Here is a 16,323-nt window from a genome sequence, read left to right as displayed (position 1 = left end):
TGGTATGTCCGACAGCCGCTACCTATCTTGGGGGAAACGAAAAAAGCGGGGCGACGGTTTGGTCATCTCAACTCTGGCAGACAGTCTGGCGCGTGGCGTCGAATCCGTGGGCGACCGCGTGTCTGAGGCACTGTTTGAGCCGGTGATCCGACTGGGCGTCACCGGGTTGGCGCGATCGGGCAAGACGGTGTTTATCACGTCTTTGGTCGCGAACCTGCTGGATCGCGGGCGGATGCCCGGCCTCGTGGCGCAGCAGGAAGGGCGGATCAACGCGGCCTACCTGCAGCCGCAACCGGATGATACCGTTCCCCGGTTTGACTACGAAAATCACCTGGCGGCGCTGACCGGGCCTCAACCGCATTGGCCGGACAGTACGCGTGCCGTGTCAGAGCTGCGCCTGTCGTTCAAAGCCCGCCCCGCCGGGCTTTTGTCGGGGCTGCAGGGACCGCGCACTGTGCATCTGGATATCGTGGACTATCCGGGCGAATGGCTGCTGGATCTGGCACTGCTGGACAAAACCTATGAGGACTGGTCGCAGGAAACGCTTGAGCGCATCTCCAAACGCAATGAGGCTACGACCTTTCTGTCGCTGGCAAAGGCCATTGATCCATCCGAAGGCCATGATGAACCCAAAGCACAATCACTGGCCCAAGAATTCGCTTCATATCTGAACGCTGCGCGCGACGCCGGGTTTTATGACTGCACGCCCGGGCGGTTCCTGCTGCCGGGCGATTTGGCCGGATCCCCGGTGCTGACATTCGCGCCCTTGCCGGTTGATGGCCATGGTCCCCGTCGCAGCCTGCATCGCGAGATGGCCCGCCGGTACGAAGCCTATAAATCTAAGGTCGTGAAACCGTTCTTTCGCGATCATTTCGCCCGGATCGACCGTCAGGTGGTTCTGGTGGATGCGCTGGGCGCGATCCATAACGGGCCACAGGCGGTCGAGGATATGCGCCGCGCGATGGCCGATATCCTGTCGGCGTTCCGGCCCGGACGAAATGCATGGCTTAGCCAGTTGCTGCTGGGCAAACGGGTCGAGCGCATCCTGTTTGCCGCCACCAAGGCTGATCATCTGCACCACCTGCAACATCACCGCCTGACCAATATCATGGAGGCCCTGACCCGCGAGGCGCGCGACCGCGCCAGCTTTGCAGGGGCTGAGACGGCGGCGCTATCGTTGGCCTCACTAAGGGCCACGACCGAGGAAATTCGCACCCACAATGGGGCCGAGTTGCCCTGCGTCCGGGGTACGCTGCTGGATAGTGGCAAACAGGCGGCTTTCTATCCCGGAGATCTGCCCGAAGACCCGTCGCATCTGCTCGGTCCGGCGCGTAACGGGTCCGACGGCTGGCTGGGTGAGGATTACGAATTCATGGCCTTCGCGCCTGCACACCTTACCCTGCGCCCCGGCGACGGCCCGCCGCATATCCGGCTGGACCGTGCGGCTCAGTTCCTGATCGGAGACCGGCTGTGACTGTCATCCTTCGCCCTGCCCGCAGCACGGATGCCGGTGCCACCGGAGAGATTTTGCATGGCTTCGCCCGGGAAAACGAATGGATGCCGTTACTGCATTCGCGTGCGGAAACCATTTCGTTTTGTGGCCGTATGATTGAAATGGAATGGATGACCGTTGCCGAAACGGATCAAGGGGTGGTTGGGTTCCTGGCACTCAACGGAAACGATATCCATTCACTGTACCTGGCCCCTGACGCGCGCGGGAAGGGCGTCGGTCGGCAATTGCTTGAACATGCCAAATCCCGCCAGTCCGAATTATCTCTGTTCGCGTTTCAGGCAAACCATTCCGCCTGTCGGTTTTACGAACGCAACGGTTTTGTCGAGGTCGCACGCAGTGATGGCGCCGACAACGACGAGAACCTCCCGGACATCAAGTATGTCTGGAACAGTGAAGGAGCAGCCAATGGCTAAGGGACCAGTTCTGATTGATCTTGACGCCGATGAACCCGCGGCTGACGTGTCGCAAGCGCCCCCGGTACCAGATATCGCGCAGCCTCAGGGTCAGGCGATGCAGGGAGCGGCGCGCTTGGCGGCGCGCAAACCTTCGGCTCTGTCGCGTTGGTTCTGGGGTTTGGCACTTGCCGCGCTTGGGGCCGTGGTGTCCGTGGCAGCGTGGGACTTTGTGAACTCATTAATTCTGCGCGCGCCCATTCTGGGCTGGGTGATAACGGGTTTGTTTGCAGCCCTGGTGCTGGTGGCCTTGATCATCGCTGTGCGCGAGTTGGCCGCAATCGGGCGATTGTCCCGCGTGGACGGGATGCGTCACGCGGCGGATACTGCGTTGGCTGAGGATGATCTGGCACAGGCACGCGCGGTCACCAACCGATTGATCTCGTTCTACAAAGGGCGCGAGGAAACCCGTTGGGGTCGCGACAGGCTGTCCGAACGGATCGACGAGCAATTCGACGCATCTGGGCTGCTGACTCTGGCCGAGGATGAGTTGCTGGCCCCACTGGATGCCGCTGCCAGCCGGGAGGTTGAGGCCGCCGCGCGGCAGGTTGCTACTGTGACAGCATTGGTGCCCTTGGCGCTTGCGGATGTGGCAACTGCGCTGGCCGCTTCGCTGCGTATGATCCGGCGAATTGCTGAAATCTATGGCGGGCGCGCAGGATTTCTGGGCAGTTGGCGTCTGACACGGGCTGTTTTCGTACACCTTGTGGCCACCGGCGCTGTGGCCGTTGGCGACGATCTGCTGGAGCCGGTTCTGGGCGGATCTGTTCTCAGCAAGCTGTCGCGCCGGTTTGGCGAGGGGCTGGTCAACGGCGCGCTCAGCGCAGGGGTCGGAGTCGCCGCGATGGAGGTCTGCCGTCCGCTGCCGTTCTCGGATCGGCACAAGCCGTCTACCCGCGGCATCATCAAACGCGCTTTGGCAGGCCTGTTTTCCAAAACTTGACCTGACGCAAGGTTCTGCGGCTGGCGGACGTGCAAATTTGTGTCGGAGCCCGCCATGACCGACCACGGACACAGCCAGCAAGAGATTGCCGAACGCATAAACGCCCCACCGGGGCGCGGTGTTTTGCGGGATGTGGTCTATGGTGGGATCGATGGGTCCGTAACTACGTTTGCAATTGTGGCGGGTGTCGCCGGGGCGGGCCTGTCGCCATTTATCGTCGTTGCGCTGGGGTTAGCTAATGTTCTGGCGGATGGGTTTTCCATGGCGGCCGGTAACTACTCGGGCACCAAGGCCGAACTGGACAATATCCGCCGCATCCGGTCCATCGAAGAGCGCCACATCAGGCTGTACCCCAAGGGTGAGCGGGATGAAGTGCGTGCGATTTTGACGCAAAAGGGCCTGTCGGGAAGCGTGCTGGATGAGGCGACAGACGCCATCACTGCCAACCGCGACAACTGGATCAATCTAATGATCGAAGGGGAATACGGGTTGGGCAGCGTTGACCCAAACCCGTTCAAGGCCGCGATCGCGACGTTTTTAGCCTTTCTTGTGGCTGGCATGGTCCCGTTGCTGCCTTTTCTGCTGTCGGTGGACCGGGCATTTCAGGTGTCTGCTGTTATGACCATGGGGGTGTTTTTCATCATCGGTGCCTCAAAAAGCCGTTGGTCGCTGGCACAGTGGTGGCGATCAGGTCTTGAGACTTTTGTGATTGGTGGTGCAGCGGCGCTGATGGCATATTTTGTTGGGTCTCTGTTCCATCCTTAGGGGCCAAAGTCCCGCAGGGCGCGTAGCGTCGCAGGTAGGTATTGAAAAACCGAATTTGGATCCAGCGTCGACTTTTATTCGTTTTGGGCTGTGCTGGTCATGACCCGGTGATGAAATTCGGAACGGAATTAAGGCCCGAGCGGTTCTGAACTGTGCCACTGGCAAAAAACTTTATTTTTCGGACTGTTGCGCAGATCGACACCCGGCTAGGTTGTCAGCACACTCGCCCGGAGGCTTCAATTGGAATCCCTGCTCGTACTCGTAGGATTGATTGTCCTGGCCATCCCTGTGGCCATTCTTGTTCTGTTGGCTTCGCAGGTTCGCCTGCGCCGTCGGGTAGAACAGCTTGAACTGCAGATCCGCGCACAAGGGGGCGATTTGCCAGCGCAAGAGGCGGCACCTGAACCGCCGTTGGAGAATGACAAAAAGAGCTCTCCATGGCCGGCAGCCAAAGCAAACACACCCGAAGTTGTGGCAGATGAGGAGACTTCTGCACCAGAGCCTTCAAAGGCGCCTGCACCCGAGACGGCAAGGGACGACCGTATTGCCGCATTAGGTGCGTGGCTGCGCGAGAACTGGTTCTACGCGGTTTCTGCCCTGTCTTTGGCGCTGGCGGGCATATTCCTGGTTCAATACGGGGTCGAAAGCGGGCTGTTGTCACCAACAATGCGCGTCACCGCGGCCTTGATCTTCGGTGCTGCACTGATCGGTGCGGGTGAAGTGATCCGCAGGAAATTTGGCGATGACGAATCTGCGGCCACGGCTTACCTGCCATCGGTCTTTTCCGGGGCCGGGCTGGTGACGCTGTTCGGTGGCTTGCTGGCAGCAAGGCAGCTATACGACTTGATTGGCCCCGAAGCGGCGCTGATTGCTATGATCGCCGTTGCGCTTGTCGGGCTTGTTTTGGGTTGGTTCCACGGTCCTCTGCTGGCCGCGGTCGGCTTGATTGGTGCGTTTGCGTCACCCTTCGTGGTGGGCGGGACCTCGACGAACCCCGGCTGGTTGTACGGGTACTTCTTTGTGATTGCTGTCCTTGGCTTGGGCATCGACACTGTGCGACGCTGGGCGTGGATATCCGTTCTGACGCTGGCGGGAGCTTATTCCTCTAGCCTTTTGTTGGTACTCACTGCGCCGATGACCGAACCAGAGTATCTTGTTGGCGTGACTGCATTGGCGGTTGTCGCGATCGCGATCCCCGTTCGGCGGATCTGGCCAGATCATGAGGGGCGCATGATTAGCGAGATCATCGCGACCTCAAAAGGCCTACAGTGGCCAGAGTTTCCGACCCGGCTTGCATTTGGTGCGGTAACCGTCAGCACAGTCATCCTGTCAATACACTGGGCGGATTCGGAGGGCGAATTCTGGCTGGGTGTTATGCTCTTGGTAGGGCTGACACTTGCATTGCTGACGTGGGCCGGCAACGCGCGGGCCTTGCAGGATCTGACTGTGCTGCCTGCCGCCGGGCTGACTTGGTATGTACTGGTCCATGGGTGGGACAACGGCGCTGTCGCGCGCAGGTTCGCCAAAACCTATGCCGAAACCGCGGAGGCGGATTTCCCCTGGACGGTAACATTGCTGGTGGCCTTAGGTGCTCTGATCTCGGGGCTTGCGGCCAGGCGATCCTTCCGCGCAACCGAATATGCAGCGGTTTGGGCGGGCGGGGCCGCTATGTTTGCGCCTGTGCTGGCAATTGCGCTTGAACTTGGGTGGCATCCTGCTGAGGTAATCGGGGCCTATCCCTGGGCGCTGCATGCGGTCGCATTGGCGGTGATGATGGTTGTGTTGGCCGAGCGCTTCGCACGGGCGGACGGCGAAAACCGGTTGCGGGCGGCCTTGGCAACCTTGTCGGCGTTGTCCTGCCTGACATTTGCCTGCGTGATTGTCCTCAGCTCAACTGCCCTGACCATTGCATTCGTCGCTCTGGTCGTGGCCGCGGCTGTGCTGGACCGACGCTTCGGCCTTCCGCCAATGGGGTGTTTCATCTGGGCTGGCGTGTTGACTGTAACGCTCCGGCTTGTCCTGAATCCCGGTTTGGACTGGGCAATTTCGGCACCGGTCGCAGAAATGGCTATGGTCTATGTCATCGCTGCTGCTGGTTTTCTGGCAGCTTGGGTCATCCTGCGTCCGTTAGACCGCCCGGTCGTCGTGTTGCTATTGGAAAGCGCGGCCTGGGCAACGGCTGGTATCTTGCTGTCCTTGCTATTGTTGCGCTGGCTCGAAGAATTTGGCGACGGTGGAGCCCATGACAGCCATTGGGGGCTGGGGCTTATGTCCCTGATCTGGCTGCTGCTGGCCTGTGCGCAGGTGCGGCGGTTCGAGCTGGGTGGTAAACTGAATTATGTGCGCTACGCTCTGGCACTGTTCTTTGCGGCACATGGTGTAATTCGCTTGGTGCAAGCACTGACTGAGGCGAACCCATTGCTGAATGCGCAAGCTGATCCGGTGCTTGGGTTGCCCGTTTTGAATACCCTCGCCATAGCTTATCTATTGCCTGCAATTGTATTGGCCCTGTCAGCCGCTTGGCTGCCGGCACTGCATCCTCGCTGGAAACAGGTTTGCCTCGGTCTGGCGACTGCCTTGGGTGCCGTCTGGCTGGGACTGACCATTCGCCATGTCTGGCAGGGGGCCAGCGGTATGTACGAAGGCAACGGCGTATCGCAGCCCGAGCTTTATACCTATACGATGGCCTTGTTGGTCATCGGTGCCGCGCTGTTCTACCAGTCTCTCGCCCGCCGGTCGGACATGATGCGCAAGGCGGGACTGGCCGTCATCGGGCTTGCGGTGGCTAAAGTGTTCCTTGTCGATATCGCGGGTTTGGGCGGCCTTATTCGGGTGTTCTCGCTGCTGGCATTAGGCCTCGCGTTGGCCGGTCTGGCGTGGCTGAATCGATGGGCCAAGCTGCGCCATTCGCCGCAGGACCCGGAACCACTGGACCATTAGGCGTTGGCGCCTTATAAGCCCGGCATGCATGACCGTTGGGCCATCATTATTCGAATTATATCCCCGGCGCTCTGATATCGCGAGACGCCGGGCAAAGGTGCTTGAGACTTCGCACTGACCGCTTCGATCCATACACGACAAGATCATCCTGAGGACGCCCCCAATGTGCGCCGACACGACCCAAACACCTGACTACAAAGACACGCTGAACCTGCCCAAAACCGACTTCCCCATGCGCGCTGGCCTGCCCAAACGCGAGCCTGCTTGGCTGGAACGCTGGGAGAAGATCGGCGTCTACGACCGCCTGCGTGAAAAAGAGAACCGCACGCCCTTCACGTTGCACGATGGCCCCCCTTACGCCAACGGTCACTTGCACATCGGGCACGCGTTGAACAAGACGATTAAGGACATGATCGTGCGATCCCATCAGATGATGGGCCATGATGCGCGCTATGTGCCCGGCTGGGACTGCCACGGCCTGCCAATCGAATGGAAGATCGAGGAACAGTACCGCAAGAAGGGCAAGAACAAGGACGAGGTGAACATCGTCGATTTCCGTCAGGAATGCCGCAAGTTCGCCGAAGGCTGGATCGACATCCAGCGCGACGAGTTCAAGCGTCTGGGCATCACCGGAAACTGGCCTGATCCCTACATCACGATGGACTATCACGCCGAGGCCGTGATCGCGGATGAGTTCATGAAGTTCCTGATGAACGGCACGCTCTATCAGGGTTCAAAACCTGTGATGTGGTCGCCCATCGAGAAAACTGCGCTGGCCGAGGCCGAGGTCGAGTATCACGACAAGGAAAGCTTCACCATCTGGGTGAAATTCAGGGTCGTGAATGCCGGTGATCTGGATGATGCTTTTGTCGTGATCTGGACGACGACTCCATGGACTATGCCGTCGAACAAGGCAGTTGTGTATGGCAAGGACATCTCCTACGGCCTATACGAGGTCACCGGCGCGCCGGAAGAATGCTGGGCCAATGTAGGCGACAAGTTCCTGCTTGCCGACAATCTGGCTGCCGATGTGCTTGGCCGCGCCCGTCTGAATGACGACCAGTGGACCCGCGTCCGTGACGTGACCGCTGGTGAACTGGAAGGTGTCCAACTGACCCACCCGCTGGCCGGGGCCGAAGGTGGTAATGGCGAATGGGACGACATCCGCGACTTCCGTGCGGCTGAGTTTGTGACCGATACCGAAGGCACCGGGTTCGTCCATTGTGCGCCGTCGCACGGTATGGAGGAATTCGAGCTCTATCGCGATCTGGGCATGCTGGAGCAGGTCATCACCTATAATGTGATGGACGATGGCTCGTTTCGCGCTGATCTGCCGTTCTTTGGTGGCAAATACATCCTGTCCCGCAAGGGTGGTGAGGGTGATGCAAACAAAGCCGTCATCGACAAACTGGCCGAGGTCGGTGGGCTGCTGGCGCGCGGCAAGATCAAGCACAGCTATCCGCATTCGTGGCGCTCGAAAGCACCGATCATCTATCGCAACACACCGCAGTGGTTTGCATCCGTTGATCGCAAGCTGGAGGATGGCATGGGCGAGATGGGCGACACCATCCGCGAACGGGCTTTGCGGTCCATCGACGAGCTGGTAAAATGGACCCCGCAGACCGGCCGTAACCGTCTGTATTCGATGATCGAAGCGCGCCCGGACTGGGTTCTGTCGCGCCAGCGCGCATGGGGTGTGCCGCTGACCTGCTTCACCAAAAAGGGCGCGTTGCCCACCGACGCAGACTACCTGCTTCGCAACGAAGGCCTCAACGCCCGCATCAAGGCGGCTTTCGAGAAAGACGGCGCGGATATCTGGTACACTGACGGGTTCAAAGAAAAGATCCTAGACGGCATCGCCAACCCTGACGACTACGATCAAGTGTTCGACGTGCTGGACGTGTGGTTCGACTCGGGATCGACTCACGCCTTCGTTCTGCGAGACCGTGAGGACGGAACCAAGGACGGTATCGCGGACGTCTACATGGAGGGCACTGACCAGCACCGCGGGTGGTTCCATTCCTCGATGCTGCAGGCTTGCGGTACCAAGGGTCGTGCGCCGTATCGCAATGTGGTGACCCACGGCTTCACACTGGATGCCAAGGGCAACAAAATGTCCAAGTCGCTGGGCAACACCATCGTGCCGGAAGAGGTCGTCAAGCAGTACGGTGCCGACATCCTGCGCCTTTGGGTGGCCCAGACCGATTACACTGCTGACCAGCGGATCGGGCCGGAGATTCTGAAAGGTACCGCCGACAGCTATCGTCGCCTGCGTAATACCATGCGGTTCATGCTGGGTTCGCTGGCGGACTTCGCCGAAGCTGACCGGGTGGACCCTGCGGATATGCCGCGTCTGGAACGCTGGGTTCTCAGCCGTCTGGCCGATTTGGATGAGCAGGTGCGTAATGGTTACGCCGCATTCGATTTCCAGGGCGTGTTCAGTGCCGTGTTCACCTTTGCCACGGTCGATCTGTCCTCGTTCTACTTCGACGTCCGCAAGGATGCGCTGTATTGCGATGGCGACAACCTGCGCCGCCGGTCTGCGCGTACGGTGCTGGATATCCTGTTCCATCGCCTGACCACCTGGCTGGCCCCTGTTCTGGTCTTCACCATGGAAGAGGTCTGGCTGGAGCGTTTCCCTGGCGATGACAGCTCGGTTCATTTGATGGACTTCCCCGAAACCCCTGCCGACTGGCGCAATCAGGACCTGGAATCTAGCATGGCCAAGGTGCGCCGCGTGCGCCGTGCGGTAACTGCCGCACTGGAGGTTCAGCGTCAGGACAAGGTCATCGGCTCCAGCCTCGAAGCCGCGCCAATCGTGCATGTCGAAGATGCCGAGACGCGCGACCTGTTGGCTACCTTCGACGTGGACGACATGTGCATCACGTCCGGCCTGACTGTTTCGGGCGACCCAGCCCCAGCCGAGGCGTTCCGTGTACCGGAAATCGAGGGCGTTGGCGTCGTGTTCGAAAAAGCAGACGGAGAGAAATGCCAGCGCTGCTGGAAGATCCTTCCGGATGTCGGTCGGCATTCCCACGCGGGCGTCTGCGGGCGCTGCGACGAAGCGCTGGGCTAAATCACCAAACCCCCGGTCGAACGGCCGGGGGTTTTTCTTTCACGGCTTGCACTGGTCCCGGCGATCTGAAACGCTGTGTCCCATGCCGATGATTTCCGTTGATACGCAGTTTGGCTGCCTTGGTATCGAAGAGACCGATGGTGCCATAACCCGACTTGTTTGGAATGGCCGCAACGAAGGTTCGCGAACACCGTTGTTGCAAGAAGCTGCGGCTCAGCTGGCCGCCTATGACGAGGGGCGTCTGGACCGGTTTGACTTACCATACAATGTTGCCGGTTCCGAGTTTCAGAAGCAGGTCTGCGATCTGATGTACGCCATTCCGCTGGGTGAAACCCGAACCTATGGCGATATAGCCAAAGAGCTTGGGCAACCTGCGCAACCGGTGGGGCAGGCGTGTGGCGCGAACCCGATTCCGGTGATCATACCTTGCCATCGTGTGTTGTCCGCCAACGGTCTGGGCGGGTTCTCAGGCGATGGTGGCGTTGAGACCAAAGTGGCCCTGCTGCGCCATGAACGCGCGGCTGGCCTGCTGATCTGAGTCGCGAAAACCAGTTGCAATCCCAGTGTTCGCGGCCCAACCTATATCAGTTGCTGAATTTGAAGGACCGTATTGCATGACTGCCCATACAGACCCGGCCGCTCGCAAAAAGGCTATCATAGATCGCCTGATGTCGCTGGAAGAACAGGAACTGGCAACCGCGCAAGCGCATTACGACGCATTCTTGAAGGACTCGCAGTTGGACGACCGAGAGGGTCACGACAAGGACGATATCGCCGCCTCGCGTGAGAATGCAGATCTGGCGGCAGCGTTCGATGCGCCCGTCCATGCGCATCACGCCAAGATCGACGTGATCGAGAACACGGATTTCGGCCTGACTGACCGGGTGCAGCCGGGCGCGGTGGTCAAGTTCAACAATCGCCGTTTTGTGGTCTGTGTTTCGACAACGCGGTTCGAAGTGGACGGCAAGACTTATATGGGTATTTCAACCCAAAGCCCTATTTTTCTAGCCATGACCGGTCTGCAGGAAGGGGATGTATTCACCCATAACGGCACCGAATTCGAGGTTCAGGAAGTCCTGTAACTCCTAGGTATTGCGCTGCGGGATCAACTGCTGCGCAATGCCTGCAGAAACCAGATAGAGGCTTGTAATCACCAGGCCCCAATGCGCCCAGCTTTCGGGGTGGAAATCAACCCATGCGGCCCAACCGGCAAAGAATGTCCAGGCGAGCGCGATAGGCAGTGACACGTTACGCCAGCGTTCCGTGCGGACCGGGTGAATGAACTTCAAAGGCAGGAACATCGCCAGCGACAGCAGCGATACCAGCAGCAGGATCACCCAGAAATTGGGCTCCAGCGCGAAGATCACGATGACAAACATGTTCCAGCAACCCGGAAACCCGGAGAATGAGTTGTCCTTGGTCTTCATCCGTGTGTCCGCGAAGTACATAGCGCTTGCAAAGGTGATCACGATGATTGCAAACCAGCCGGTCCAACCATCCATCAGCCCCGATTTGAACAATGCAAAGGCCGGGATGAAAACATATGTCAGATAGTCGATGATCAGGTCTAGAAGAACACCATCGAATTCCGGCGCGTTCTTTTTTACGTGGTAGTGGCGCGCCAGCGGCCCGTCGATTCCGTCCACAATGAACGAGATCACCAGCCACAGATACATCAGGCTCCACTTCTCCTCGACGGCGGCGAGCATGGCCAGCATGGCGAAGACGGCTCCGGTCGCGGTGAACAGGTGTACGAAAAGGGCTTTGAGTTTTATTGTCATTCGTGTGTCTTGGACGATGCGCGCTGCAGATGCAAACTAAAAGCCCGCTTAGTTTAAATGGATGACGTCGAGATGCGTCCGGGTCTCAGGCTTTGGGATGAGCGCGATTGTAGACTTCCATCAGTCGGGCCGTATCCACGGCTGTATAGGCTTGGGTGGTGGACAGCGACGTATGGCCCAGCAATTCCTGAATGGCGCGCAGATCACCCCCGGCCGACAGGAGGTGAGTGGCAAAACTGTGCCTCATGGCGTGTGGCGTGGCGGTTGCCGGCAGGCCAAGCTGCATGCGTGCTTTGGCCATAACCCCCTGGATTGCACGCGGATTGAGCGCCCCGCCACGTACTCCGCGGAAAAGTGCCTTGTCTTGAGCTTGGGGATGCGGGCAAAGCTGCAGATAGCGCTCAACGGCGTTGCGGGCCGCCGGTATGACCGGAACGATACGTTCCTTTCCTCCCTTTCCCACAATCCGCAAACTCTCTGGCAGGGGCGCGTCGCGGCCCGTCAGGGACAGCGCCTCGGAGATACGTAACCCGCACCCGTAGAGGAGCGTGACAACGGCGACATCGCGTGCTGATATCCAATCGTTGGTGGATTGCAGCTCGACCGTGTCGATCATCGCGCGGGCTGCGTCTTCGGCCAGAGGACGGGGGAGTTTCTTGGTGAATTTCGGGGCACGCGTCGACAGAACAGCGGTGGGTTCAAAGCCTTCACGTTCGGCCAGCCAGCGGTAGAAGCTTTTGACCGCTGACAGCTTTCGCGCCAGCGACCGCGCCCCGACCCCCGCGCCACGCTGATCGGCCATCCAGGCGCGCATATCAGACACATTGATCCGGGCCAGCGCAGACAACCCCTGCCGTTCGCTGTGGTGCAGGGTCATGAAAGACAGAAATTCGGTGACATCACCGCGATAGGCGCTCTGAGTGTTTTCTGATCGTCCCGCCAGCGCGCTTAAGCCGTTCAGCCAATGCTGCAATGCATCGCGGCACGCGGGTGAGATCAGGCTCACGACAACCAGTGGCGCATCGAGCGTTCGAAGACGCCGGCAAAGAATGACAGAAGGTCAGTGCCCAGTTGCGGCGAGAAATGATTGCGATCCCTCGCGCTCATTACGATCATGCCTGGCAGGCGGCCATCACCCAGATCCAGCCTCAGGCAGGCCTCGGACCGCAGGTGATCGGCGTTGGCTCCGAAAATCCGGTGCGTCGGGTGTAGGATCTCGCGCAGAACCACGTCACGCGCCGGGCCGTTGCGGTCGAAGGTTAGGTAGTTGTCAACGAAACCGGGTTCGACGACGGAGAGAACACCGCCTAGCGTGTCGATGGCAGGATCTTCCTGTGTGGCTGTGGATTCCAGAATAAGCTTGACCCGATCTACGCGCAGAATCTCGGCAATATCCGTGCCGAGCGTGCGTAGAAAGTCTTCGAACCCGGCCGGTTCCAGCAAGCGGATGATAGCGCGGTGGATTTGATTGGTGCCCGCGAGGTTTTCATAGGCGGCGGCTATGACAGACCGGTGCGTGTCTTCCAGCCGATCCAGCCGTTCCTCGAGCCGTTGCATGGCGATGCCGCGCAAGTCGATGACATTGTCACCGCGCGCCTGCTCGTTGGCCATTACAAGCGCCTGCATCAGGTCCTTGTCGTCCAGCACAGCGTCTGGCTTGGCCAGAATCGCGGCGCGCAAATTGTCCTGGAGTTTGGTGTTGCTGCTCATGTCCCGCTCGGTCTTTTTTTGTTGAGGGGCTTATAACACGAGTTACAGGGTTTTCCTTGGAAAAAATACAAAATCAGTGGATTTCGTATGGGGTGTGGCCGGACGCTCCCGCCCGCAAAACCCTGATCGAAGATCAGGGCTTGGCAGTTGGGCCGGGCGCGGCGCCTGACGGCGCCGCGCGGGCGTGCAAAGGATCAGAGGATTTTCTGACCAGTCTTGGCCCAGTCTGCCAGGAAGGTTTCAAGGCCTTTGTCGGTCAGCGGGTGATCGGCCAGTTTCTTGATCACGGCTGGCGGTGCGGTGATCACATCAGCACCGATGCGCGCGCTATCGGTGACGTGGTTCACGGTGCGGATCGATGCCGCTAGGATCTCGGTCTCAAAGCCGTAGTTGTCATAAACCTGACGAATATCGGCGATCAGGTCCATGCCGTCGAGGTTGATATCATCCAGACGACCGATGAAGGGCGAAATGAAGGACGCGCCCGCCTTGGCAGCCAAAATTGCCTGATTGGTCGAGAAGCAGAGCGTCACGTTAACCATCTGGCCTTCGTCCGTCAGCGTCTTGCAGGTTTTCAGGCCAGCCCAGGTCAGCGGCACTTTCACGGCGATGTTGGGCGCGATCTTGGCCAGCTTGCGGCCTTCGGCGATCATGTCGTCGGCCTCGGTGGCGACAACCTCGGCTGAAACCGGTCCGTCGACCAGATCACAGATTTCCTTGGTCACTTCCAGAATGTCGCGGCCCGATTTCAGGATCAGCGAGGGGTTGGTGGTCACGCCGTCCACCATGCCCAGATCGTTCAGTTCGGCGATGGCGTCGATCTCGGCTGTGTCTACGAAGAATTTCATGAGGGCAGTCCTTTGATGGGTTGGCCTTGGTCGCGGATGGCTTTACCTCAAAGAGACCCATGCTGGAACCCCCCGCGAAGGATATACCGTGAGCGCTAACGGATTTTTCGACCAAGGAGAGCTGGTTGCGGTGCTGACAACACAGCCACTGGACCGAACGCTGGATTACAAAGCGCCCGAGGGCGGGTGCTTTCTGGGTGCGTTTGTTGAGGTTCCATTGGGGCCGCGCAAAGTTCTGGGCGTGGTTTGGGGGCCGGGGAAGGGTGGTTTTGATCTGAACAAGGCCCGGTCGATTATCCGGGTGCTTGAGGTCGCGCCGATGCGCGAAGAAATGCGGCTGTTTCTGGGTAAGGTCGCCGACTACACGCTGACGCCGATGCCCGCGATGTTGCGGCTGGCGACGCGTGCCCCTGGGCTGAGCGATCCACCATCGATGCGCAAAATCTATAGGCTGGGCACTTGCGAACCTGATCGGATGACCGACGCCCGGACGCGGGTGCTGGAGGTTCTGCGCGATTATGGTGGGCTGGCGTTTACACTGAAAGAGCTTGCAGAACAGGCAGGTGTCACGTCCTCAGTCATCAAGGGGCTGGTCAAGCACGGTGCAGTCCGGGAGGAAGACAGCCCGCGCGATCTGCCATATCCACATCTGAACCCGGACTTACCGGGAAAGACGTTGACTGACGATCAGTCCGCAGCGGTTGCCAGGCTTCAAGTTGGCCAGCGGTCCGAGGAATATGGCACGACACTGCTTAAGGGCGTCACAGGCTCGGGCAAGACAGAAGTGTATCTGGAGGCGGTGGCCGAGGCCCTGCGCATGGGCCGACAGGCGCTGGTTCTGCTGCCTGAGATTGCGTTGACCGCAGAATTCCTGACGCGGGTTGAGGCGCGGTTTGGTGCCCGCCCGGCCGAATGGCATTCCGGCGCGACCATGACAGAACGCCGCCGTGTCTGGCGGATGGTCGGGCAGGGGGATGCCCAGATGGTGATTGGTGCCCGGTCGGCGCTTTTTCTGCCGTTCCGAAATCTGGGGCTGGTGGTTGTCGATGAGGAACATGATACCTCGTACAAACAAGAGGACGGTGTGCACTACAGTGCGCGGGATATGGCCGTGTTACGCTCGGCCATATGCGGCGCGCGCGTGATTCTGGCCAGCGCGACGCCTTCGCTGGAGAGTTGGGCCAATGCCGAGGCCGGGAAATACGAACGGGTTGATCTGACCTCGCGCTTTGGTGCCGCCGTGTTGCCCGAAATGAAGCCCATCGACATGCGGGCCGAGCAGATGCAGCCGGGGACGTGGATTTCTCCGTCCTTGCGGCAGGCGGTTCGGCAGCGGATCGAGAAAGGAGAGCAATCGCTCCTGTTCATCAACCGCAGGGGCTATGCGCCCGTGACCCTGTGCCGGGCTTGCGGAGAACAGATTGCCTGTGATCATTGCGATGCGCGGATGGTCGAACACCGATTTCTGAAACGCCTGATGTGTCACCAATGCGGTGAAACCAAGCCGATGCCAGAGGAATGTCCATCCTGCGGTGTCGAGGGCAAGCTGGCACCGGTCGGGCCGGGGATCGAGCGCTTGGCCGAAGAGGCCGAGGCGACGTTTCCCGAAGCCAAGATCGCGATGCTGAGTTCTGATTTGTTTGGCTCGGCCCGCGCACTGAAAGCCAAGATCGAAGAGATTGCCGAGGGTGATGCCGATATCGTCATCGGTACACAGCTGGTCGCCAAGGGGCACAACTTTCCCAAGCTAACTTTGGTCGGGGTGATTGATGCCGACCTCAGCTTGCATGGGGCAGACCTGCGCGCGGCTGAACGAACATTCCAACTGATGCGTCAGGTTGCTGGCCGTGCAGGAAGGGCGGACAAGCCGGGGCAGGCGCTGTTGCAGACATTCCAGCCTGAACACCCGGTTATCCGTGCTATTCTGTCAGGTGACGAGGAAGGGTTCTGGAAGGCCGAGGCCGCGGGGCGGCAGGCTGCGGGCGTTCCGCCCTATGGGCGTATGGCCGGGATCGTCTTGTCCGGGCCGGAGGTCGGGCCAGTCTTTGATATCGGAAACGCAATGGCCAGAAACGATGCGCCGCTGCGCGATATTGGGGCGCAGGTCTTTGGCCCTGCGCCGGCCCCCATAGCCCGCATTCGTGGCAGACACCGTGTGAGGTTGCTGGTCAAAGCCCCAAAAGGCGCGCCTATTCAGGATGCAATCGCCCGCTGGATCGCGCCATTGCACCTGAAAGGAGACCTGCGTTTGACCGTGGATATCGACCCCCAGAGTTTCTATTGACCTCTGCATCA

Annotated in this window: 13 protein-coding genes; 9 read left to right on the top strand and 4 right to left on the bottom strand. The window is 59.8% G+C overall.

What is annotated here, in order from left to right:
- Positions 1-58 precede the first annotated feature (58 nt).
- The 8 genes from GOW16_RS15990 to GOW16_RS15955 all read left to right on the top strand — a co-directional run bounded on the left by GOW16_RS15990 (position 59) and on the right by GOW16_RS15955 (position 10,771).
- Positions 59-1,474 carry a YcjX family protein gene (locus tag GOW16_RS15990; protein WP_170416999.1) on the top strand — a complete coding sequence of 472 codons (1,416 nt, stop codon included), beginning with the start codon at positions 59-61 and terminating at the stop codon, positions 1,472-1,474.
- Positions 1,471-1,926 (top strand): GNAT family N-acetyltransferase, encoded by a 456-nt coding sequence (locus tag GOW16_RS15985; RefSeq protein ID WP_170416794.1) that lies wholly within the window; start codon positions 1,471-1,473, stop codon positions 1,924-1,926. The genes GOW16_RS15990 and GOW16_RS15985 overlap by 4 nt, the downstream gene beginning before the upstream one ends.
- Positions 1,919-2,908 carry a YcjF family protein gene (locus GOW16_RS15980; protein ID WP_170416792.1) on the top strand — a complete coding sequence of 330 codons (990 nt, stop codon included), beginning with the start codon at positions 1,919-1,921 and terminating at the stop codon, positions 2,906-2,908. Before GOW16_RS15985 ends, GOW16_RS15980 begins: the two co-directional genes overlap by 8 nt.
- A 54-nt stretch (positions 2,909-2,962) precedes the next feature.
- Positions 2,963-3,673 carry a VIT1/CCC1 transporter family protein gene (locus GOW16_RS15975; RefSeq protein WP_170416790.1) on the top strand — a complete coding sequence of 237 codons (711 nt, stop codon included), beginning with the start codon at positions 2,963-2,965 and terminating at the stop codon, positions 3,671-3,673.
- A 240-nt stretch (positions 3,674-3,913) separates the two neighbouring features.
- Positions 3,914-6,613 carry a DUF2339 domain-containing protein gene (locus GOW16_RS15970; RefSeq protein ID WP_170416788.1) on the top strand — a complete coding sequence of 900 codons (2,700 nt, stop codon included), beginning with the start codon at positions 3,914-3,916 and terminating at the stop codon, positions 6,611-6,613.
- A 163-nt stretch (positions 6,614-6,776) separates the two neighbouring features.
- Positions 6,777-9,689: an isoleucine--tRNA ligase gene (gene ileS, locus GOW16_RS15965; RefSeq protein WP_170416786.1), complete on the top strand. Its 2,913-nt coding sequence runs from the start codon at positions 6,777-6,779 to the stop codon at positions 9,687-9,689.
- An 82-nt stretch (positions 9,690-9,771) separates the two neighbouring features.
- Positions 9,772-10,227, top strand: a complete 456-nt coding sequence (locus tag GOW16_RS15960) for a methylated-DNA--[protein]-cysteine S-methyltransferase (protein WP_170416784.1) — start codon at positions 9,772-9,774, stop codon at positions 10,225-10,227.
- A 76-nt stretch (positions 10,228-10,303) separates the two neighbouring features.
- Complete coding sequence (locus GOW16_RS15955) at positions 10,304-10,771, top strand: hypothetical protein (RefSeq protein ID WP_170416782.1); 468 nt, start codon at positions 10,304-10,306, stop codon at positions 10,769-10,771.
- A gap of 3 nt (positions 10,772-10,774) precedes the next feature.
- On the opposite strand, the gene GOW16_RS15950 is transcribed toward GOW16_RS15955, so the two are convergent.
- The 4 genes from GOW16_RS15950 to fsa all read right to left on the bottom strand — a co-directional run bounded on the left by GOW16_RS15950 (position 10,775) and on the right by fsa (position 14,028).
- Positions 10,775-11,470 (bottom strand): CDP-alcohol phosphatidyltransferase family protein, encoded by a 696-nt coding sequence (locus GOW16_RS15950; RefSeq protein ID WP_170416780.1) that lies wholly within the window; start codon positions 11,468-11,470, stop codon positions 10,775-10,777.
- Positions 11,471-11,555: 85 nt separating this feature from the next.
- Positions 11,556-12,476, bottom strand: coding sequence for a tyrosine recombinase XerC (locus GOW16_RS15945; protein WP_170416778.1), 921 nt, complete (start codon positions 12,474-12,476; stop codon positions 11,556-11,558).
- A complete protein-coding gene (locus GOW16_RS15940; RefSeq protein ID WP_170416776.1) occupies positions 12,473-13,180 on the bottom strand; it encodes a DUF484 family protein in 708 nt (235 codons plus the stop codon). Before GOW16_RS15940 ends, GOW16_RS15945 begins: the two co-directional genes overlap by 4 nt.
- A gap of 194 nt (positions 13,181-13,374) precedes the next feature.
- Entirely contained in the window at positions 13,375-14,028 is a 654-nt protein-coding gene (gene fsa / locus GOW16_RS15935; protein ID WP_170416774.1) for a fructose-6-phosphate aldolase, read from the bottom strand.
- 88 nt (positions 14,029-14,116) lie between these two features.
- Here fsa and GOW16_RS15930 point away from each other — a divergent pair, with 88 nt between their 5' ends.
- Complete coding sequence (locus GOW16_RS15930; protein WP_170416772.1) at positions 14,117-16,312, top strand: primosomal protein N'; 2,196 nt, start codon at positions 14,117-14,119, stop codon at positions 16,310-16,312.
- The last annotated feature ends 11 nt before the right edge of the window (positions 16,313-16,323 follow it).

This window comes from Ruegeria atlantica (genome assembly GCF_013033965.1).
GTDB lineage: Bacteria > Pseudomonadota > Alphaproteobacteria > Rhodobacterales > Rhodobacteraceae > Ruegeria > Ruegeria atlantica_D.
Note: the sequence above shows the minus strand (reverse complement) of the source record. Positions and strands in the feature narration are given on the sequence as shown.